Below are 19,537 nucleotides of genomic sequence, written 5' to 3'. Positions count from 1 at the left end.
CCTCAGTCCGGGCGGCTGACGATCTGCCCGAGCGTGCCTTCGCCCACGTCGGCCTCGAACAACTGTTCCAGTTCCTTGCGCGCGTCTTGCGCGGTCTGCATCAGCGCGTCCTCGTCGTCGTAGACCAGGTGCTGGGCGGCCAGGATGTGTTCGTCGTGTTGGCGGAACAGCGTGCCGCGATGCTCGGCCGTGTCGGCCGGCATGCCCAGCGTGACCAGTGCCTCACGCCCCATCTCCATGCTGGAGCCGAAGGTCTCGCGGATCGGGGTGGCGCCCAGGTCCATCAGCTTCCAGGCGTGGCGGCGGTCGCGCGCACGCGCCAGTACCTTGGCTTGCGGGTAATTGCGGCGCAGCACGCGCACGATGCGCAGGCAGGACTCTTCCGTGGGCACCGCGACCACGAACACCTTGATGTTGGCCGCACCCGCGGCACGCAGCAATTCCGGCTTGGATGGATCGCCGTAGTACAGCTCGCTGCCGAAGCGACGACTGCGAAACCAGTCGACCTCCTCGGCGTCGCTGTCGATCGCCACGAACTTCACCTTGTTGGCGTACAAGAGGCGCGCCACGATCTGGCCCACTCGCCCGAAGCCGGCAATCAGCACCTGCGGATGTTCGTCGGGAATCTCGTCATACGGACGCTTGCTTTCCGGCTTGCGCGGCGCCTTGGTCTTGATCAGGCGGGTGACACCGATCAGCAGCAGCGGCGTGAGCGCCATCGACACGCCGACCATCGCCACCAACCGGTCGCGCACGGCGGGTTGCAACAGGCCGGCCTTGTCGGCCTCGGAGAACACCACGAAGGCGAACTCGCCGCCTAGCGCCAGCACGCTGCCCAGCAGAAGCGCCGATTTGCGATCCAGGCTGCCGGGGCGTCGTCCAAGCGCGTACAGGATCACGAACTTCACCACCATCAGCACCGCCACGCCGGCGGCGATGCGGGCCGGTTCGGCGATCACCCGCTGCACGTCGATGCTCATGCCCACGGCCATGAAGAACAGACCCAGCAAGAGGCCTTCGAACGGCTGGATCTGCGCTTCCAGTTCGTGGCGGAATTCGGAATCGGCCAGCAACACGCCGGCCAGGAACGCGCCAAGGCCCGCGCTCAGGCCGGCCAGCTCCATCAACCACGCGCTGCCCAGCACCACCAGCAGGGAGGTCGCGGTGAATACCTCCGGCATGCCGGTGCGCGCCACGACTTTGAACACGTGGCGCAGCAACACGCGGCCACCGAACACCAGCACCGCGATCGCGCCCACGCCCTTGGCCACCGCCAACCAGGGCGCTTCGCCGGAGTCCGGGTTGATCGCGGTGCCGAGCAGCGGGATCGCGGCCAGCAGCGGGATCGCAGCCAAGTCCTGGAATAGCAGGATGGCGAACGCCAACCGACCATGGTCGCTGGCCAATTCCTTGCGTTCGGACAGCAGTTGCAGGCCCACCGCGGTGGACGATAGCGCCAGGCCCAGGCCCACCACGATCGCGGTCTTCCAGCCGGTTCCCTGCATCATCACCAGCGCGCACAGCGCCAATCCGGTGAGCGCCACTTGCAGGCCACCGACCAGGAACACCGGCCGACGCATTACCTTCAAGCGCGGCAGCGACAACTCCAGCCCGATCACGAACAGCATCATCACCACGCCGATCTCGCTGGCGGCCAGCACCCGGTCGGTATCGCGGATCACCCCCAGCCCGAACGGCCCCAGCGCCACGCCGGCGGCCAGGTAGCCCAGTACCGCGCCCAAGCCGAAGCGCTTGAACACCGGCACCGCGATGACCGCCGCCAGCAGGAAGACTAATGCGAGTTCTAGACCGCCGTGCATGTGTGGCCTGCTTCCGTTCAGGGACGTCCAGTATCCGCGATTGGGGCTGCGTTCGGCGCTGGCATACTCTGCCTGGGCCGATCCAGGGAGAGGGACGATGACGTTGCGGGTGATGGTGAAGGGGTTTTTGGCGCTGCTGTTGGCGGTGGGCACAGTGCAGGCAGCGACCAAGGTGCAGATCGCACAGGGCGAGAGCGTGCTGACGCTGCGGGTGGATGGCGAAGTTTCGATCGACCCGGAAGGTCGTGTGCTCGATTATCGGATACTCACCAAGCTCGAGCCCCCGATCCAGAAGTTGGTCGCCAAGGCGGTGCCGACGTGGCGCTTCCGACCGATCGCGGTCGATGGCAAGGCCGCTGCCGCGAAATCGCCGATGCGGATCACGCTGGCGGCTACCGAGGTGAAAGGCGGCTACGAGGTACGGGTCGACAACGTCGTATTCCGTTCCAACACCCAGGAGGAATACGACGCGGAACGCGCCGCAGCGCAGGCGTTGGCTGAACAGGGCAAGACGCTTGGGCTTGCCGGCGAGCCTGCCGAGCCCGAACCGGTGGTTTCGATCACGTCGATCAAGATGACGCCGCCAGGTTATCCGGTAGGCATGCAGCTCGCCGGTGTCGAGGGTTTGGTGCTGTTGAACGTACGGCTGAACCGTGATGGCACGGTGGCGGACGTGTTCGCGTCGCAATCGAGCTTGCTCAATGTCAAAGGCAAGCCTGAACTGCTGGACCGCGCCCGAGTGATGCTGGAAAAGAATGCGGCCGGGGCAGCTGCGAAGTGGAAATTCAAGGTCGAAGCGAAGGAGGTTGCTGGATTGAAGGCGAGCGACCTCACTGTGCGGGTTCCCGTCCAATACGTCCTTTCGTCAGGCGGGGCCAGCAGCGAATCCCTGGCCGGCAAGTGGCGCCAGGAATTTCGTGGGCCGAACTACCCGGTGCCCTGGTTGCTTGGCACGGAGGACGAGCGAGCTGTTGGCGTTTCCGACCTCAACGACGGCGAGTACCTCGCCGGCTCGTCGCCTTTTGGGCTCAGCGACAAAAATGTGATCGGGGGCGTGTTGTGAAGAACGGGAAGGGGCGTTCGTTCGGTCGTCGAAGGAATGCATGGCGGCTTCGATGCCGTCAGGCCCGCTGCCGATCGCGCAGAATTCCCCGGTCATGATCACGCCAATCCCTGCAGGCTGATGACGGCCGCCGTACAAACAAAAAGCCCCGCGATGCGGGGCTTTTTGCTGTACCTACAAATGCCGAATGTTGCGGCACTCACCGCTTCATCGAACTAAAGAACTCGTCGTTGGACTTGGTGTTCTTCATCTTGTCCAAGAGAAACTCCATCGCCGCGATCTCGTCCATCGGGTGCAGCAGCTTGCGCAGGATCCAGATCTTCTGCAGCAGCTCCGGCTCGATCAGCAGGTCTTCGCGGCGGGTGCCGGACAGGTTCACGCCGATCGCCGGGTACACGCGCTTCTCGGTGATGCGGCGGTCCAGGTGCACTTCGGAATTGCCGGTGCCCTTGAACTCCTCGTAGATCACCTTGTCCATCGCGCTGCCGGTATCGACCAGGGCGGTGGCGATGATGGTCAGGCTGCCGCCTTCCTCCACGTTGCGCGCGGCGCCGAAGAAGCGCTTCGGCCGATGCAGGGCGTTGGAGTCCACGCCGCCGGTCAAGACCTTGCCGCTGCTCGGCAGCACGTTGTTGTAGGCGCGGGCCAGGCGGGTGATCGAGTCGAGCAGGATCACCACGTCGCGCTTGTGTTCGACCAGGCGCTTGGCGCGCTCGATCACCATTTCGGCGACCTGCACGTGGCGCGCGGCGGGTTCATCGAACGTGGAAGAGATCACTTCGCCGCGCACGGTGCGCTGCATCTCGGTGACTTCTTCCGGGCGCTCGTCGATCAGCAGCACGATCAGGTGCACGTCCGGGTGGTTGGTCGTGATCGCGGTGGCGATCTGCTGCATCATCATCGTCTTGCCGGCCTTTGGCGGGCTGACGATCAGGGCGCGCTGGCCCTTGCCCTGCGGGGCCATGAGGTCGAGGATGCGGCCGGTGATGTCTTCCGAAGAACCGTCGCCGCGTTCCAGCTTGAAGCGCTTGCGCGGGAACAGCGGGGTGAGGTTCTCGAACAGGGCCTTGTTCTTGGATGCCTCAAGCGGCTCGCCGTTGATGGTGTCGACGATGTTCAGCGCGAAGTAGCGCTCGCCGTCCTTCGGCCAGCGGATGCGGCCGGAGACGTGGTCGCCGGTGCGCAGGTTGAAGCGGCGGATCTGCGAGGGCGAGATGTAGGTATCGTCCGGGCCGGCTAGGTAGCTGGCCTCGGCCGCGCGCAGGAAGCCGAAGCCGTCCGGCAGGATTTCCAGCACGCCATCGGCCTGCACGCCTTCGCCGTGGCGGGTCAGCACCTTAAGGATGGCGAAGATGATGTCCTGTTTGCGCGCGCGCGCCACGCCGTCGGTGATCTGCAGCTGCTCGGCGATGTCCAGCAGCTTCGGCGCCGGCATGCGCTTGAGGTCGCCGAGCGAATAGGTGGGGAAGCCTTCCGGCACCTGCGGGTGCGGGCGCGGCACGAAGTTCTCGCCGTTGCCGCCGTCGTCCTGCATGCCATTGTCGCGGTAGCGCTCGCGTTGGCGGTCGCGGCGGTTCTTGAAGCGCTCGCGGCGGTTGTTGTTGCCATGGCGCGGCTGGCCGTCGCGTTGTTCGAAACCGCCGGCTTCGTTGCCGCCGCTCGTGGCTTCGCTGCCAGCTTGGCCGGCCGGCGCCTCGGGCGAAGTGGCTTGCGCAGGCGCGGCGGGCGGTGGCGGTGCGTCGGCAGTGACGGCCTGCACGGGCTCGGCGCGTGGCGGCGGGGCCGGCTTGGCGTCTTCGATGGGGGGAACGGTCAACGCGTCTTTGGGCTTGGCCACGCGGGTCTTGCGCACGCGCTTCTCGGCGGGTTCGCCGGTGGCGTCGTTGGTCGGGTCTGACAAGGGAAAAATCCTCGCTTGCGTTGCGAGCCCACCCGTTGCAGGTGGGGCTGGGAAAGGAATCAGATGGGGTGCGGCGCGCCCAAGAGGCGGTGTGTCGCGGTAAAGCGGCGCCGGGTCAGGCGGAAAACTAGCACTGGCGCGGCATGGCGCGCAACAGGCGGGGTGGCTGGCGTTCAGCGGGAGCCATCCTCACCCCAAGCCCGCTCCCGCCAGCGGGAGCGGGAGAAAGCGGGATCAGAGCGACTTGTCGATCATTTGCGCCAGCTGGGCCTTGCCCACCGCGCCGATCTGGGTGGCCTGCACCTGGCCGTCCTTGAACAGCAGCAGCATCGGGATGCTGCGCACGTGGTACTTCAGAGCGGTCTGCTGGTTCTGGTCGACATCCACCTTCACGATCTTGGCGCGGCCCGCGTAGGTGCCGGCCAGTTCGTCCAGCGCCGGCGCGATCATCTTGCACGGGCCGCACCATGGCGCCCAGAAATCCACCAGCACCGGCTGGTCGGAGGCCAGCACCTGGTCGGCGAAATTAGCATCGGTGGCGTGCAAAACGGTGTCGGTCATGGCGGCTCCAGAAGCAGGGCCCGGGGCGACTGCGCCGGGATGGTAAACTGTGGGGATGCACCATGGGTTTCAAGGTGCCGTGCCGGGAATCAACAGCCCCGGAATCTCCCGGACAGTCTGCGTGGCTGCCCCCTATTCATACAAGTGCGACCGTGCACGCGATGTTCCGATGGACACGCCTGCCGCGCCGCCAGAGGCCGCCTCCGTGTCCGATAAACCCCTGACCGATATCACTTTTTCCTCCTTCGACCTGCATCCAAGCCTGTTGGCCGGGCTGGAGGCCGCCGGCTTCACCCGCTGCACGCCGATCCAGGCGCTGACCTTGCCGTTGGCGCTGAACGGCCGCGACGTGGCCGGCCAGGCGCAGACCGGCACCGGCAAGACCCTGGCCTTCCTGGTCGCGGTGATCGACCGCCTGCTCAAGCGCCCGGCGCTGGCCGACCGCAAGCCGGAAGACCCACGTGCACTGATCCTGGCGCCCACCCGCGAGCTGGCCATCCAGATCCACAAGGACGCGGTGAAGTTCGCCTCCGACCTCGGCCTGAAGTTCGCCCTGGTCTACGGCGGCGTGGATTACGACAAGCAGCGCGAACTGCTGCAACGTGGTGCCGACGTCATCATCGCTACCCCCGGCCGGTTGATCGACTACGTCAAGCAGCACAAGGTGGTCAGCCTGCACGCCTGCGAGATGTGCGTGCTGGACGAGGCCGACCGCATGTTCGACCTCGGCTTCATCAAGGACATCCGCTTCCTGCTGCGGCGCATGCCGGTGCGCACCGAACGCCAGACCCTGCTGTTCAGCGCCACCCTCAGCCATCGCGTGCTGGAGCTGGCCTACGAGCACATGAACGAGCCGGAAAAGCTTGTCGTCGAAACCGAATCGATCACCGCCGCGCGCGTGCGCCAGAAGGTGTATTACCCGGCCGATGAAGAGAAGATCCCGCTGCTGATCGGCCTTTTGTCGCGCAGCGAAGGCGCGCGCACCATGGTCTTCGTCAACACCAAGGCCTTCGTCGAACGCGTCGCGCGCGCGCTGGAACGCGCCGGCTATCGGGTCGGCGTGCTCAGCGGCGACGTACCGCAGAAGAAGCGCGAATCGCTGCTGAAGAAATTCCAGGCCGGCCAGCTGGAACTGCTGGTGGCCACCGACGTGGCCGCGCGCGGTCTGCACATCGACGGTGTCTCGCACGTCTACAACTACGACCTGCCGTTCGATGCCGAAGACTACGTGCACCGCATCGGCCGTACCGCCCGCCTTGGCGCCGAAGGCGACGCGATCAGTTTCGCCTGCGAGCGTTACGGCATGTCGCTGCCCGACATCGAGGCTTACATCGACCAGAAAATCCCGGGTGAACACGTCACCCCGGAGATGCTGGTTGCGATCCCGCGCAAGCCGCGCGAAGGCGTGGAGGTCGATGCCGAAGAGGGCGAGAGCATCGGCGAGATCTTCAAGGAAGTGCGCGAGGCGCGCGCCGCCGAGGACGCCAAGCGTGGCGGTGGCCGCAGTGGCGGCCGTCCGGGTGGCCGTGGCGAACGCAGCGGCCCGCGTTCGGGTTCCGGTTCTGGCGAACGCCGTGAGCGTGGCCCGCGTCCGCCGCGCAAGCCGCGGGTGGAGGGCGAAGCCACGCCGGCCACGACCACGGCTGCAGCACCCGCCGTGCCGAAACTCGCGCCGGTCGAGGGTGAGCGTCCCGCGCGCAAGCGCCGTCGCCGTCGTGGCGGCCAGCGCATCGAGAATGGCGAAGCCGCCACGCAGTCGCAGTCGTCCGTTTCGGCGCCTGTGGCGGCCGCCGCGCCGCCGCCACCGTCGCTGCTGGCCCGCATTGGCCGCGGGTTGAAATCGCTGGTCACCCGCTCGCCCAGCAAGCAGCACTAAGCGCGCCACGCTTCTGCAAGTTCGCGCTGGCCGCGGCCAGCGCCACGGGCGATACTGCGGCTTCCCTCGCACGACGCCCGCGCATGACGGTTCTGCGTTTCGATAACGTCAGCAAGCAATACCCGGGCGGCCACGTCGCCTTGGCCGAGGTCGATTTTTCGGTCGAAGCCGGTGAAATGCTGTTCGTCACCGGTCATTCCGGTGCCGGCAAGAGCACCTTGCTCAAGCTGATCCAGTTGGCCGAACGCCCCTCCCGTGGCGCGGTGCTGTTTTCCGAGCGCAACCTGCTGAAGGTGCGCGGTGGCCGTATTGCCCACCATCGTCGCGAAGTCGGCGTGGTCTACCAGAACCACCAGTTGCTGATGGATCGCAGCGTGGCCGAGAACGTGGCGTTGCCGCTGATCCTGCGCGGCATGCGCCGTGGCGAGATCGGCAAGCGCGTACGCGTGTTGCTGGAGAAGCTCGGGCTGGGCGAACGCGAGCGCGCGTTGCCTTCGCAATTGTCGGCCGGCGAACAACAGCGTGTTGGCATCGCCCGTGCGGTGATCGCCGAGCCGGCGATGCTGATCGCCGACGAACCCACCGGCAATCTCGACCCCACCTTGTCGGCCGAAATTCTGGCGCTGTTCGCGGCACTGCCGGAGCGCGGCACCAGCGTGCTGGTCGCCAGTCACGACCTCGGGCTGGTCAAGCGCATGAAGAAGCGCGTGTTGGTGCTCGACCATGGCCGACTGGTGGACGACATCTCACCGGAGGACCTGGCCGATGAGTGATCGGCACGTCAATGAGCGCGCCGTGCATTCGAGCCGCTTCGGCGCCTGGCTCGACCATCACGGCTACAGCATCGTCGCCAGCCTGGGCCGCATGCTGCGCAAGCCGTGGGCCACCTTGCTCACCATCGGCGTGATGGGGGTGGCGCTGGCCTTGCCGCTGGGCCTATGGCTGGTGCTGGACAACGTGGCGCGGCTGGGCGGCGAAGTGCGCGAATCGCGCGAAATCGCGGTGTTTCTCAACACCGAGGTCGATGCCGCGAAAGCACAAGTCATCGCCGATTCGTTGCGCGCCCGCGGCGATGTCGCCAAGGTCGAACTGGTCACGCCGCAGCAGGCGCTGGAGCAATTGCGCGCCCGCCCCGACCTGGCCGCGGCGATCGACGCACTGGGTGCGGAGCAGGCGCGGGCCGCGTTGCCGAGTGTCCTGCGCGTCAGCCCGAAGGGCGACGAGCTGTTGCTGGCCGAATCGCTGAAAACCCTGCCCGAGGCCGAACGCGTGCAGCACGATGCGATCTGGCGCGAACGCCTGGACGCATGGCTGCGCTTCGGCGGCCGCGCGGTGCTGGTGCTGGCCATGCTGCTGGGCCTCGGTGCCCTGTTGGTGGTCGGGAATACCGTGCGACTGGACATCCAGTCGCGGCGCGAGGAAATCGGCGTGCTGCAATTGCTCGGTGCCAGCGACGGCTTCGTGCGTCGGCCGTTCCTGTATCTCGGCGTGTGGTACGGCCTTGGCGCAGGTGCATTGGCGCTCGCCGTATTGACCGCCGCATGGATGGCATTGCGCCAACCGCTGGCCGATCTTGCCGCGGAATACGGCAGCGGTTTCACCTTGCATGGGCTGGATCCGCTTCCGGCGGCCTGCGTGCTGGTCGCCGCCGGCCTGTTGGGCTGGTTGGGTGCGGGCCTGGTGACCGGCCATTACCTGCGCCAGACCCGGCCGGTAGGGCGCTGATATGGCGGTGAAGCAGGATCTTCGCCACGTGGTCAGCGATGCGCCGCGGGTGATGGTGGTCGATGGCAGCAAACTGGTGCGCAAGCTGATCGGCGACACCCTGCTGCGCGAATTGCCCAATGCCGATGTCATCGCCTGTAGCGGCCTGGACGATGCGCGCACGGCGCTGGCCGCAGGCGCGGTCGACCTCGTCACCACCGCACTGGTGCTGCCCGATGGCGATGGCCTGGCCTTGGCGCGAATGGTGCGCGAAGCCGCGGGCCAAGCCTACGTGCCGATCATCGTGGTCTCCGGCAATGCGCAGGAAGCGCTTGAGACCCGCGCCTTCACCGAAGACATCACCGACTATTTCGACAAGTCGCTCGGCCACGGCGCCTTGGCCGCCTTCATCCGCGGCTACGTGCAGCCGGCGCCGATCGAAGGCGCACGCATCCTCTACGTCGAGGACAGCCGGGTGGTGGCGGTGGCGACCAAGCGCATGCTGGAACGGCAGAACATGCAGGTGTTGCACGTGATCAGCGCCGAAGACGCGCTGGAGCACCTGCACAAGTACATCGGCCGCAGCGATGGCGATGTCGGCGCCGATTTGGTGCTGACCGACGTGTACCTGAAAGGCGCACTCAGTGGCCGCGAACTGCTCAACCAGATCCGCGGCGTGTTCCGCTACGGCAAGCGCCGCCTGCCAGTGTTGGTGATGACTGGCGAGGACAACCGCGACAACCAGGCCGCACTGTTGCGCGAAGGCGCCAATGACCTGGTGCTCAAGCCCATCGAGGAACGCCTGCTGGTGACCAAGGCGCTGTTCCAGCTGCGGTTGGCGAAGCTGCCGGAGCCTGGAACGCAGTGAGGAAGAGCGCGATGAAGCCCGGACGCTCGGTTCGCGCGACACATGGCTGACATCCGCCTCGAACCCAGTTGGAAAGCCCGCATCGGCGACTGGTTCGCGCGCGAGGACATGCAGCAGCTCTCGGCCTTCCTGCGTCAGCGCAAGGCGGCCGGCGCCACCATCTATCCCGCCGGCCCGGACATCTTCGCCGCCTTCGACGCCACCCCGTTCGATGCGGTGAAAGTCGTGATCCTCGGCCAGGATCCGTACCACGGCCCCGGACAGGCGCACGGGCTGTGCTTTTCGGTGTTGCCCGGGGTCGATGTGCCGCCGTCGCTGCACAACATCTACAAGGAACTGGCCAGCGATACAGGCTTCGTCCGCCCCGATCACGGCTGCCTGCTGCCGTGGGCTAGGCAGGGCGTGCTGCTGCTCAACAGCGTGCTGACGGTGGAAGCCGGCCAGCCCGGCTCGCACCAGGGCAAGGGCTGGGAAGGCTTCACCGACCACGTGGTGGACGTGCTCAACCGCGAGCGCGAGAACCTGGTCTTCCTGCTCTGGGGCAGCTACGCGCAGGCCAAGGGCAAGGTGATCGACGCCCGCCGGCATCGGGTGCTGAAGGCCCCGCATCCCTCGCCGCTGTCCGCCCATCGCGGCTTCTTGGGGTGCGGGCATTTCTCCGCCGCCAACCAATTCCTGGCTCGTACCGGGCAGACGCCGATCGACTGGGTACTGCCATCCGGCATCGGCTGAACGCTGCCCGCAGGTGCGGCCCGCCGCTTGCAGGCCGGGAGGCCGCGGGGTAAAACGAGGCCTCGGTCACAGTTCATGTCGACCACAGGGGACTGCACATGTTGGGGAAGAATCAAAAGGCCGGGCGGCGCCCGTGGCTGCGCATGGCATTGGTGGTGTTGGCCTGCGGCTGGGCGGCGACATAGGTGGCGGCTACGGCGGTCTAGTGGCGGGGACGCTGAGCGTGAGCGCGGGCGACACCTTCCAGGTTGTGATTGGCGGTAGCGACGGCAGCGGCGGCGGCCGCGGCGGCGGCGGCGGCGGCAACCGCTACGGGGGCGGCTACAGCGGCGGCGGCGGTACCAGCCTGACGAAAGTTACTGGTAATTTTGTGATTGCTGTCGCGGGCGGCGGCGGCGGCTACGGCGGCGACGGCTCCGGCATCGGCGGCGAGGGTGGCGGCGGTGACGGCCGCAGCGGCGGCAGCGGCGGCGGGGCAGCGGCGGCAGCGGCGGGGGCACATCCAGCGGTTTCCCCGCAGGCGCCTTCCAGCCCGGCGGCGTCGGCGGTAGTAGTAGCAGCGGCGGCGGCGGCGGTGGCGGTGGCGGTGGCTATGGAGCCAGTGCGGCCACCGGCGGCGGCGGCGGTAATAACGCTGGCGGTGGCGGTGGCGGTGGCGGTGGCGGCGCCTCCTATACCGGCGGCCTGACGAACGTCATCTACAACCAGGCTGGCATGCAGTCTGGCGATGGTGAAGCAGAGATCTGCGCGAGTTACGTACCCCCAGTTCCCACAGTTACAGGCTTGTCGCCCGCCAGCGGCCCGGCCGCAGGCGGGACAACGGTCACTATTACCGGCACCCGTCTCACCGGCGCCACGGCGGTGAACTTCGGCACAACCGTAGCCAGCTCTTTTACGGTCGACACTGATACCCAGATCACCGCCACCGCACCAGCAGGCAGCGGCACCGTGGATGTCATCGTGACCACGCCGGGCGGCACCAGTGCAGCAAGCCAGTACACCTACATACCGCCGCCGGCGGTGACGTCCGTGGCCGTGCCTGCCGCTGGGCGCTATCTGAGCGGTGAGACGCTGGACTTCACGGTGACCTTCAATGAAGCGGTCACGGTCACCGGTACCCCGCAGCTGGCGGTGGTGATCGGCACCACCACCGTGCAGGCGGCTTACCTGTCCGGCTCCGGCAGCAACGCGCTGGTGTTCCGCTACACCGTGGTCGCGGGCGATAGCGACAACGACGGCATCGCCCTGGGCGCGCTTTCGGCCAACGGCGGCAGCGTGCAGGATGCCGTGGGTAACGATGCCGACCTGACCCTGAACAATGTCGCGGGGACGACGGGCGTGCTGGTGGGGCAGCAGTCGCAGACCATCACCTTCGACGTGCAAGCGAACCAGGCCTTCGCGCCGAACGGCACCTTCGCCTTGAACCCGGTCGCCACCGCCAGCAGCGGCTTGGCGATCAGCTACACCTCGCAAACGACCGGCGTGTGCACGATTAGCAACACCACGGTGACGATGCTGTCCGCCGGCACCTGCACCATTGCCGCCGACCAAGCTGGCGATGCGAACTACACCGCCGCAACCCCGGTGAGCCAGACCATCGCCATCAGTCAGGCCACGCAGACGATCACCGGCTTTGCGGCCAATCCTGCCGCACCAACCTATGCACCGAATGGCACGTTCAGCGTCAGCGCCACGGGCGGTGCTTCGGGCAACCCGGTGACGTTTGCTTCCACCTCACCGAGCATCTGTACGGTCAGTGGCAGCACAGTCACGATGCTGTCGGCCGGCACTTGTTCGTTGACGGCGGACCAGGCCGGCGATGCGAACTACACCGCCGCCACGCAGGAGATGCTGAATGCGGTGATCGGCCAAGCGACGCAGACCATCACCTTCGGTGCGCAGACGAACCAGACCTACGCACCGAACGGGACGTTTGCCCTCAACCCGCTGGCGACCGCCAGCAGCGGTCTCGCGGTCAGTTATTCCTCGCTGACCGGGACCGTCTGTTCGATCAGCGGCAGCACGGTGACGATGCTGTCCGCCGGCACTTGCACCATCGCCGCCGACCAGGCCGGCGATGCGAACTACACCGCCGCCACGCAGGTGACGCAGACCATCACCATCAGCCAGGCCACGCAGGCGATCGCCGGCTTTGCGGCCACTCCCGCCACGCCGACCTATGCGCCGGGTGGTACGTTCAGTGTCGCGGCCACGGGCGGTGCCTCGGGCAATCCGGTAGTGTTTGCTACGACGACATCGGGCGTGTGCTCGGTCGCCGGCAGCACGGTCACGATGCTGTCGGCCGGTACCTGCACCATCACCGCCGACCAGGCCGGCAACACCAGTTACAGCGCCGCACCGCAAGCGACGCTTACGGTGATGATCGGCAAGGCGGCACCCGTGCTGGGATGGACCACGGACATCAGCAAGGTCTACGGTGAGGCTGCGTTCGACCTGCCCGCCCCGGCCAGCACCAGCCCGGGCACTTTCACCTTCGCCAGCAGCAACGCGCAGGTGGCCACGGTCAGCGGTACCACCGTGACGCTGGTGGGTGCAGGCAGCACCACGCTCACCGCGACGCAGGCGGCCACCACCAATTACCAAGCCGCCTCGATCAGCATCACCCTGACCGTGAGCGACCGCCCGGACCCGACGAAGGATCCCTCGGTGGCCGGCGGCCTGCAGGCGCAGGTGGATGCCAGCGTGCGCTTCGCACAGGTGCAGCAGGACAACATCCGTGGCCGCCTGCAGCAGCTGCGCAGCGGCGGCAATGCCTCGTCCAACACGGTGGCGCTGCGGGTGGGCGGCAGCCTGGGCCAACTGGGCCTGACGCTCAATGCCGGGCAGGCCGGGATGACCCCGACGATGCCGCAGGGCTGGGGCTTCTGGAGCGCCGGGTCGGTGGTGGTGGGCGAGCGCGATGCACGCAGCACCCGCGAGGGCTTCGACTTCCACAGTGACGGCGTGACCTTCGGCGTGGATCGCCTGATCGGCGACAACGCGGTGCTGGGTGCGGCCGGCGGCTTCGGCTGGAACGACAGCGACCTCGACGATGGCCGTTCCTCGCTGGATGCACGCCAGCGCTCGCTGGCCCTGTACGGGCTGTGGCGCGCGGACGCGTGGTTCGTGGACGGCATCCTGGGCTGGGGGCGGCTGGACTTCGACATCGTCCGCTGGAGTGCGGTGGCCAATGCCACGGCGACCGCCAAGCGCGATGGCGACCAGCTGTTCGGATCGCTGACGCTGGGTTACGAGCACCGCGCCGGGAACGGTGCCTACACCGGCTATGGCCGCCTGGACAGCAGCCGCACCACGCTGGACGCCTACCGCGAGGCCGGGTTGGGCATCTACGACTTGCAGTACGCCAAACAGGACGTGGACAGCAGCACGGCGGCGCTAGGCGTGGAGGGGCGTTACGCCTTCAGCACCGACACGGCGATGATCCGGCCTTACTGGATGCTGGAATGGCGGCAGTCGCTGCAGAACAACGCCGATGCGGGCATCAACTACGTGGTGCTGCCGCGCAGCGGCGACTATCTGCTGGGCCTGCGCAGCTACAACGACGATGTGGCGAGCTTCGGTGCGGGCATCGACATGGCCTTCGGCAACGGCTGGAACCTGGCTTTCGAATACCGCCGTGAGCAGGCCCGCGACCTGTTCGCCAATACCTTCGGCATCCGCCTGTCCTACGGACAGCTGCCGCGCCTGAGCCCGAGCCAGACAATGCTGCAGCCGGGTGATCAGACGGGGATGTTGACGGCCGGTTCGGCCCGTCCCCAGCCCTGACAGATTCCCGGGTCGGCGTCATGCCGGCCCGGGCCTTGTCCCCCGCCTGATAGTCCCCATGACGTTCCTGTGGCGCGAGGGGGCTGGTGCGGCCCATCGTTCCATAAACGGAACACTAATGAACTTTTGGCAGGGTTAGCAGTCAGATATGGCGACTGCTAAAATCACCCACATGAAAGAGGTCTCGATGTCCCAAGCATTGGTCGCCAACAACCTGCCGATCCCGAGCACGCTCGGTTCGATGGAGGCGTACATCGGTGCCGTGCACCAGATCCCGGTGCTGTCCGTCGAGGACGAGCAGCGCCTCGCGCGTCGCCTGCGCGAAGACAACGACATCGCCGCGGCGCAGGAACTGATCCTGTCGCACCTGCGTTTCGTCATCCACGTCGCCCGCGGTTACAGCGGCTACGGCCTGCAGCTGGGCGACCTGGTGCAGGAAGGCAATATCGGCCTGATGAAGGCGGTGAAGCGCTTCGACCCCACGGTCGGCGTGCGCCTGGTCAGCTTTGCGGTGCACTGGATTCGTGCGGAGATGCACGAATACATCATCAAGAACTGGCGCATCGTGAAAGTCGCCACCACCAAGGCGCAGCGCAAGCTGTTTTTCAACCTGCGCAAGAGCAAGAAGCGCCTGGGTTGGTTGAGTGCGGCCGAAGTCAGTGCGGTGGCGAAGGACCTCAACGTCAGCGAACGCGAAGTGCTGGAAATGGAATCGCGCCTGTCCGGTCGCGACATCGGTTTCGATGCGCCGGATGATGCCGACGACGACCACGCCCCGCCGGCACCGGCCAACTACCTCGTCGCAAACAATGACGTGGACCCGGCCGAAGCCTACGAATCCGCCGACAGCGAAGACAACCAGCTGGAGCTGCTGCGCGAAGGCATGGCCAAGCTCGATGAGCGTTCGCGCGACATCATCAAGCGCCGCTGGCTGGATGCCGACAGCAAGGTGACCCTGCAGGAACTGGCCGACGAATACGGCGTCTCCGCCGAACGCATTCGCCAGGTCGAGGCGAATGCGCTGAAGAAGATGAAGGCGTTGTTCGCGGCGTAAGCCGCGGCGAATCGAAGCAATCAAAAACGGCCCGGAGCGATCCGGGCCGTTCGCGTTTCGGAGATCAGGGTTTGTCGGGATCGTCCGGTGCGCGTGCCACCGGCAACCGCCAGCCGCGGCGGATCGCCCCGAAGCGCAAGACGAAGCAGAGCAGCGCGCCGACCACCATCGCCGGCACCTGCGGCCAGCCGAGCGCATGCGCGATCGCCACGATGCCACCGCCGACCATCGCCGCCACCGCATAAAGCTCGGTCTGCTGCAGCACCACCGGCGTGCGCGCCACCAGCAGGTCGCGGGCGATACCGCCGCCGATGCCGGTGATGATCCCGAGCAGGGTGGCAGCGAACGGCGACAGGCCGAACGCCAACGCCTTGCCGGTGCCGAGCACCGCATACAGCGACAGGCCGGCGGCATCGAACATCAGCACCGGGTTGCGCAGTCGCTCGATCACGCCACTCCAGCAGAAGGTCACCAGGCCGGCCAGGATCGCGGTGGCCAGGTAGCGCCAATCGGCCAGCGAAGCAGGCGGGATCGCGCCGATCAGTACGTCGCGCACGATGCCGCCGGTCACGGCAGTGACGCAGGCCAGCACCAGCACGCCGAACAGATCCAGCCGATAGCGCACCGCCAGCACGCCGCCGCTGAGCGCGAACACGAAGATGCCGATCAGGTCGAACAGCTGCAGGGCGAAGGACACGATGGGATGTTCCGGCGTGGATGGCGTGCAGGATCGCAGCCGCGTGCATACTTGTCATGCGCGGCGCAAGAAACGGAGTTCGCCGCCTTGCCAGGCTTGCGATGCTGTCGCTTCATTCAAGGAGCGACCCATGGATTACATCGTCAGCGGCTTGCCGCTTGCACCGTTCCAGTCGTTGTTCGGGTTGGACGAAACCGAATTGCGTGCGCGTGGCATCACGCGCATGACGGCAGATGCCAAGCCCGGCTACCCCTGCCGGATCACGCTGGAAGATGCCGAACCCGGCGAAACCTTGCTGCTGCTCAACTGGCGTCATCTCGATGCCGATTCGCCGTATCGCGGCGATGGCCCGATCTTCGTCCGCGAATCGGCGACGGCAACGGGCGAGCTGCGCAACGCGATCCCCGAACAACAACACAGCCGCCTGCTGTCGGTGCGCGCCTACGACACCGAAGGCTGGATGCGCGATGCCGAGGTTGCCGAAGGTGCTGAACTCGAATCGTTGATCGAACGTTTCTTCGCCGACCCGAAGGTCGCGTTCCTGCACGCACACAACGCACGTCGTGGCTGCTATGCCTGTCGTATCGAGCGTGCCTAGCCATCACCAACGATGACCGGTCATGGGCATCGGCTATGCTGCATCGACCACCACCGGAGCGTGCCATGGCCGACGCAGACAACAGCATCGCCCTGCTGATCGATGCCGATAACGCACCTGCCGCGAAGATCGAAGCGATCCTCGCGGAGGTCGCCCGCCATGGAGCGGCGCACGTGCGCCGCGCCTATGGCAACTGGACCAAGGCCGGCCTCAAGGGCTGGGAAAAGGCGCTGCATCCCTACGCCATCCAGCCGGTGCAGCTGTACGACTACAGCAAGGGCAAGAACGCCTCCGATATCGCGATGGTGATCGACGCCATGGACCTGCTGGCTTCCGGGCGGATGCAGGCGTTCGCACTGGTCTCCAGCGATGCCGACTTCACCCCGCTGGTGATGCGCATCCGCAGTGCGGGCCTGCGCGTGTACGGTTTCGGCGAAGCGAAAACGCCGGAGCCCTTCGTCGCCGCCTGTTCGCAGTTCATCTACCTGGAAGCGCTCGGTGCCGCCGCACGCGACGCCAGCACGACGGAACAGCCGGCGGTGCAGCCGGTGGACGGCAAGAAACTGCGCGGCGATACGCGGCTTGTGAACATGCTGCGCAGCGCGATCGAGTCCGAAGCGGACGACGACGATGAAGACGGCTGGGTGAATCTCGCCGCCGTGGGCAAGCAGGTGCGCAACCAGGCTTCGTTCGATCCGCGCAACTACGGCTACGCCAAGCTGGTGAGTTTGATCGAGGCGGTTGGCCTGTTCGAGACCAAGCGTCAAGGACAGGTGGTGAAGGTGCGGGACAAGCGAAAAAGCTAGCCAGCCGCAGCTGATTCGTCGACATCACGCAACAGCGCGGCCATGCCTTCCGCCATGCGCGCGGGCGTGATCGAGCGGATTTCCGCATCGACGATGCCGTGGGCTACGAACGGATCTTCGGCCACAACGCGTTCGATCTCTGCGCGGTCGATGCCGGTTGCCAGTACCACGCCGCCCTGCGCCTGATCCAACGATCCTGCGAGCAGGAACACGCCGCTGCTGATGCCTTGCTGGATCCATTGCAGATGCGCGGCGGCATGTTCGCTGGCCTGCGCACGGTTCGAGCCGAAGCGGAGGAAGATGATGTGCATGGCGTCGTCCCCTATCGAGCGTTGTTTTTGGTGCGTCGCGCCGGATGCTTTTCGGGCATCGGTTGCAACGACTGCAACCACGCATCGATCAGCGCGACTTCGCGGCGGATGAAGGCTTCGTCGTGGAAGGCGTTGGCCAGTGCGGCGATGCCTTGGCTGCGCGACAACAGGTGCATCGCAAGCATGTCGGCATCGTCCTTGCGGCCCAGTGCCTCGAGCTGCATGCGTAGCCAGCCGCGGAACTGGCCGAAGATCATGCCCGCATCGCCGCTGGCGGCGTGTTCCAGCTTGGCCAACTCGGCGCACAGGGTGCCGACCGGGCAGCCGTAGCGCTGGATGTCCTTACGGTTGCGGATCAGCATGTCGGCGAAGCAGCGCAGCCGATCGACGGGCGTGTTTGCGCCGCGCGTCCAGCCGTCGAGCATCGCCTGGGTGCGCGCAGCGCGCAGCGCGATCACCGCGCCCAGGATCTCGTCCTTGCTCTTGAAGTGGTAGTAGAAATTGCCGCGCGCGAGTGCGACATCCGCCGCGATGTCGGCGAACGAGGTCTTCTCGAACCCGCGCCGATAGAACAGGTCGTCGGCGGCCTGGACGATGCGTTCGCGGGTGCTGGCGGTGGTGGTGGCCTTGCTCATGGGGAGGCGGTTTCGGCGGACATGTCGTAGGCAGGGTAGTCGATGTAACCGCGCTCATCGCCGCCGTAGAAAGTGCTCGGGTCGGCTGCGTTCAACGGCCAGCCGTGGCGCAGCCGCGTGACCAGGTCCGGGTTGGCCAGGAAGGCGGTGCCGAAGGCCACCAGGTCGGCATCGCCATTGCGCAGGGCTTGCTGCGCCCGCGTTCGGTCGTAGCCGTTGTTGGCGATGTAGGCGCCATCGAAGCAACGGCGAAGCGCGCGGTAATCCAGTGCGTTGGCGTCGTTCGACATGTCGCCTTCCAGCACGTGCAGGTAGGCCAGCCCTGCGCGGCTCAGTTCGCCGACATGGAACGCGAAATGGGTGGCGGGATCGCTGTCCGACATGTCGTTGAAGCGGTTCTCCGGGCTGAGCCGCACGCCGATGCGTTGGCGCGGCCATACCTCGGCCACGGCTTCGATGATCTCCATCAGCAGCGTCAGCCGACGCGCGGGCGTGCCGCCGTAGGCATCGATGCGCTGGTTGCTGCCGTCGCGCAGGAACTGGTCGATCAGGTAACCGTTGGCGCCATGGATCTCGACGCCGTCGAAACCTGCCGCTTGTGCGTGGCGCGCAGCCTGCTTGAACTGGTCGATGACGCCGGGAATTTCCTCGACGCGCAGCGCACATGGCGTTACGAAGTCCTGCATGCCGCTGGCGGTAACCGCTTGTCCGCGCGGCCGGATCGGCGATGGTGCGACCGGGAGGGCGCCATCGCGTTGCAGGCTGGGATGCGAAATCCGTCCGCAATGCTGCAGCTGGGCGAAGGTGCGTCCGCCACGCGCATGTACGGCATCGGTCACGGCACGCCATGCCGACGCCTGCGCGGCATCGAACAGGCCGGGCGTGTGCGGATACCCCACGCCCTGCGCGGAGACCGGCGAGGACTCGGAGACGATCAGGCCGGCGTCGCCGCGCTGCCCGTAGTGCGTCGCCATCATCGGAGTGGGCACGCCATGCTCGTCGGCGCGGTTGCGGGTCATCGGCGCCATCACGATGCGGTTGGACAGGGTCAGATCGCCCAGTGAAAGCGGGGAGAACAATGCGGTCATCGTCGGCGGCTCCGGCAATTATTAGGTCAATCGTCCTA

General features: G+C 66.6%; 18 protein-coding genes. 11 read left to right on the top strand and 7 right to left on the bottom strand.

The features are described from left to right. Window positions 1–2: 2 nt before the first annotated feature. Window positions 3–1,820, bottom strand: coding sequence for a monovalent cation:proton antiporter-2 (CPA2) family protein (locus G7079_RS00610; RefSeq protein WP_166054560.1), 1,818 nt, complete (start codon window positions 1,818–1,820; stop codon window positions 3–5). A 97-nt stretch (window positions 1,821–1,917) separates the two neighbouring features. Between G7079_RS00610 and G7079_RS00605 the strand changes: the two genes are divergently transcribed. After that, window positions 1,918–2,883, top strand: a complete 966-nt coding sequence (locus G7079_RS00605; RefSeq protein WP_166054558.1) for a hypothetical protein — start codon at window positions 1,918–1,920, stop codon at window positions 2,881–2,883. A 199-nt stretch (window positions 2,884–3,082) separates the two neighbouring features. Here the strand turns inward: G7079_RS00605 and rho are convergent, their stop codons facing one another. Then, entirely contained in the window at window positions 3,083–4,783 is a 1,701-nt protein-coding gene (gene rho / locus G7079_RS00600) for a transcription termination factor Rho (protein WP_166054556.1), read from the bottom strand. Window positions 4,784–5,017: 234 nt separating this feature from the next. Continuing rightward, window positions 5,018–5,344 (bottom strand): thioredoxin, encoded by a 327-nt coding sequence (trxA, locus tag G7079_RS00595; protein WP_166054554.1) that lies wholly within the window; start codon window positions 5,342–5,344, stop codon window positions 5,018–5,020. A gap of 205 nt (window positions 5,345–5,549) precedes the next feature. Here trxA and rhlB point away from each other — a divergent pair, with 205 nt between their 5' ends. The 8 genes from rhlB to rpoH all read left to right on the top strand — a co-directional run bounded on the left by rhlB (window position 5,550) and on the right by rpoH (window position 15,364). Next, window positions 5,550–7,220 carry an ATP-dependent RNA helicase RhlB gene (gene rhlB, locus G7079_RS00590; RefSeq protein WP_166054552.1) on the top strand — a complete coding sequence of 557 codons (1,671 nt, stop codon included), beginning with the start codon at window positions 5,550–5,552 and terminating at the stop codon, window positions 7,218–7,220. Window positions 7,221–7,303: 83 nt separating this feature from the next. Beyond that, the gene (gene ftsE, locus G7079_RS00585; protein WP_166054550.1) at window positions 7,304–7,993 is read left to right on the top strand and encodes a cell division ATP-binding protein FtsE; all 690 of its coding nucleotides are present in this window, start codon (window positions 7,304–7,306) and stop codon (window positions 7,991–7,993) included. Next, on the top strand, window positions 7,986–8,945 hold the full coding sequence (ftsX, locus tag G7079_RS00580; RefSeq protein WP_166054548.1) for a permease-like cell division protein FtsX: 960 nt from the start codon (window positions 7,986–7,988) through the stop codon (window positions 8,943–8,945). The genes ftsE and ftsX overlap by 8 nt, the downstream gene beginning before the upstream one ends. Before the next feature lie 52 nt (window positions 8,946–8,997). Beyond that, on the top strand, window positions 8,998–9,792 hold the full coding sequence (locus G7079_RS00575; protein ID WP_240906296.1) for a response regulator: 795 nt from the start codon (window positions 8,998–9,000) through the stop codon (window positions 9,790–9,792). A 42-nt stretch (window positions 9,793–9,834) separates the two neighbouring features. Next, window positions 9,835–10,524 (top strand): uracil-DNA glycosylase, encoded by a 690-nt coding sequence (gene ung / locus G7079_RS00570; protein WP_166054543.1) that lies wholly within the window; start codon window positions 9,835–9,837, stop codon window positions 10,522–10,524. A 133-nt stretch (window positions 10,525–10,657) separates the two neighbouring features. Further along, on the top strand, window positions 10,658–11,212 hold the full coding sequence (locus G7079_RS13485; RefSeq protein ID WP_166054541.1) for a hypothetical protein: 555 nt from the start codon (window positions 10,658–10,660) through the stop codon (window positions 11,210–11,212). Between the two features lie 26 nt (window positions 11,213–11,238). Beyond that, window positions 11,239–14,310 carry an autotransporter domain-containing protein gene (locus tag G7079_RS00560; protein WP_240906203.1) on the top strand — a complete coding sequence of 1,024 codons (3,072 nt, stop codon included), beginning with the start codon at window positions 11,239–11,241 and terminating at the stop codon, window positions 14,308–14,310. Between the two features lie 187 nt (window positions 14,311–14,497). After that, entirely contained in the window at window positions 14,498–15,364 is an 867-nt protein-coding gene (gene rpoH / locus G7079_RS00555) for an RNA polymerase sigma factor RpoH (RefSeq protein ID WP_166057778.1), read from the top strand. Between the two features lie 64 nt (window positions 15,365–15,428). Here rpoH and G7079_RS00550 read toward each other — a convergent pair whose 3' ends face one another. After that, a complete protein-coding gene (locus G7079_RS00550; RefSeq protein WP_166054537.1) occupies window positions 15,429–16,061 on the bottom strand; it encodes a trimeric intracellular cation channel family protein in 633 nt (210 codons plus the stop codon). Between the two features lie 130 nt (window positions 16,062–16,191). Here G7079_RS00550 and G7079_RS00545 point away from each other — a divergent pair, with 130 nt between their 5' ends. Both G7079_RS00545 and G7079_RS00540 read left to right on the top strand, forming a co-directional pair. Then, window positions 16,192–16,659 (top strand): DUF1203 domain-containing protein, encoded by a 468-nt coding sequence (locus G7079_RS00545; protein ID WP_166054535.1) that lies wholly within the window; start codon window positions 16,192–16,194, stop codon window positions 16,657–16,659. Between the two features lie 65 nt (window positions 16,660–16,724). After that, window positions 16,725–17,465: an NYN domain-containing protein gene (locus tag G7079_RS00540; protein WP_166054533.1), complete on the top strand. Its 741-nt coding sequence runs from the start codon at window positions 16,725–16,727 to the stop codon at window positions 17,463–17,465. On the opposite strand, the gene G7079_RS00535 is transcribed toward G7079_RS00540, so the two are convergent. The 3 genes from G7079_RS00535 to G7079_RS00525 are packed head-to-tail and all read right to left on the bottom strand — an operon-like array spanning window position 17,462 to window position 19,499. Further along, the gene (locus G7079_RS00535; protein WP_166054532.1) at window positions 17,462–17,776 is read right to left on the bottom strand and encodes a YciI family protein; all 315 of its coding nucleotides are present in this window, start codon (window positions 17,774–17,776) and stop codon (window positions 17,462–17,464) included. The two genes, G7079_RS00540 and G7079_RS00535, sit on opposite strands and share 4 nt — an antisense overlap. An 11-nt stretch (window positions 17,777–17,787) precedes the next feature. After that, the gene (locus G7079_RS00530) at window positions 17,788–18,411 is read right to left on the bottom strand and encodes a TetR/AcrR family transcriptional regulator (protein WP_166054530.1); all 624 of its coding nucleotides are present in this window, start codon (window positions 18,409–18,411) and stop codon (window positions 17,788–17,790) included. Beyond that, window positions 18,408–19,499 (bottom strand): alkene reductase, encoded by a 1,092-nt coding sequence (locus G7079_RS00525; protein ID WP_166054528.1) that lies wholly within the window; start codon window positions 19,497–19,499, stop codon window positions 18,408–18,410. The genes G7079_RS00530 and G7079_RS00525 overlap by 4 nt, the downstream gene beginning before the upstream one ends. Window positions 19,500–19,537 lie beyond the last annotated feature (38 nt).

Origin of the sequence: Thermomonas sp. HDW16, assembly GCF_011302915.1 — a bacterium.
Taxonomy (GTDB): Bacteria; Pseudomonadota; Gammaproteobacteria; order Xanthomonadales; family Xanthomonadaceae; genus Thermomonas.
Note: the sequence above shows the minus strand (reverse complement) of the source record. Positions and strands in the feature narration are given on the sequence as shown.

Bases quoted from the DNA above. Each gene is read 5' to 3' on its own strand.
- G7079_RS00610 (WP_166054560.1), bottom strand. From the start codon at position 1,820: ATGCACGGCGGTCTAGAACTCGCATTAGTCTTCCTGCTGGCGGCGGTC.
- G7079_RS00605 (WP_166054558.1), top strand. From the start codon at position 1,918: ATGACGTTGCGGGTGATGGTGAAGGGGTTTTTGGCGCTGCTGTTGGCG.
- trxA (WP_166054554.1), bottom strand. From the start codon at position 5,344: ATGACCGACACCGTTTTGCACGCCACCGATGCTAATTTCGCCGACCAG.
- ftsE (WP_166054550.1), top strand. From the start codon at position 7,304: ATGACGGTTCTGCGTTTCGATAACGTCAGCAAGCAATACCCGGGCGGC.
- ftsX (WP_166054548.1), top strand. From the start codon at position 7,986: ATGAGTGATCGGCACGTCAATGAGCGCGCCGTGCATTCGAGCCGCTTC.
- G7079_RS00575 (WP_240906296.1), top strand. From the start codon at position 8,998: ATGGTGGTCGATGGCAGCAAACTGGTGCGCAAGCTGATCGGCGACACC.
- ung (WP_166054543.1), top strand. From the start codon at position 9,835: ATGGCTGACATCCGCCTCGAACCCAGTTGGAAAGCCCGCATCGGCGAC.
- G7079_RS00560 (WP_240906203.1), top strand. From the start codon at position 11,239: ATGCAGTCTGGCGATGGTGAAGCAGAGATCTGCGCGAGTTACGTACCC.
- rpoH (WP_166057778.1), top strand. From the start codon at position 14,498: ATGTCCCAAGCATTGGTCGCCAACAACCTGCCGATCCCGAGCACGCTC.
- G7079_RS00545 (WP_166054535.1), top strand. From the start codon at position 16,192: ATGGATTACATCGTCAGCGGCTTGCCGCTTGCACCGTTCCAGTCGTTG.
- G7079_RS00540 (WP_166054533.1), top strand. From the start codon at position 16,725: ATGGCCGACGCAGACAACAGCATCGCCCTGCTGATCGATGCCGATAAC.
- G7079_RS00535 (WP_166054532.1), bottom strand. From the start codon at position 17,776: ATGCACATCATCTTCCTCCGCTTCGGCTCGAACCGTGCGCAGGCCAGC.
- G7079_RS00530 (WP_166054530.1), bottom strand. From the start codon at position 18,411: ATGAGCAAGGCCACCACCACCGCCAGCACCCGCGAACGCATCGTCCAG.
- G7079_RS00525 (WP_166054528.1), bottom strand. From the start codon at position 19,499: ATGACCGCATTGTTCTCCCCGCTTTCACTGGGCGATCTGACCCTGTCC.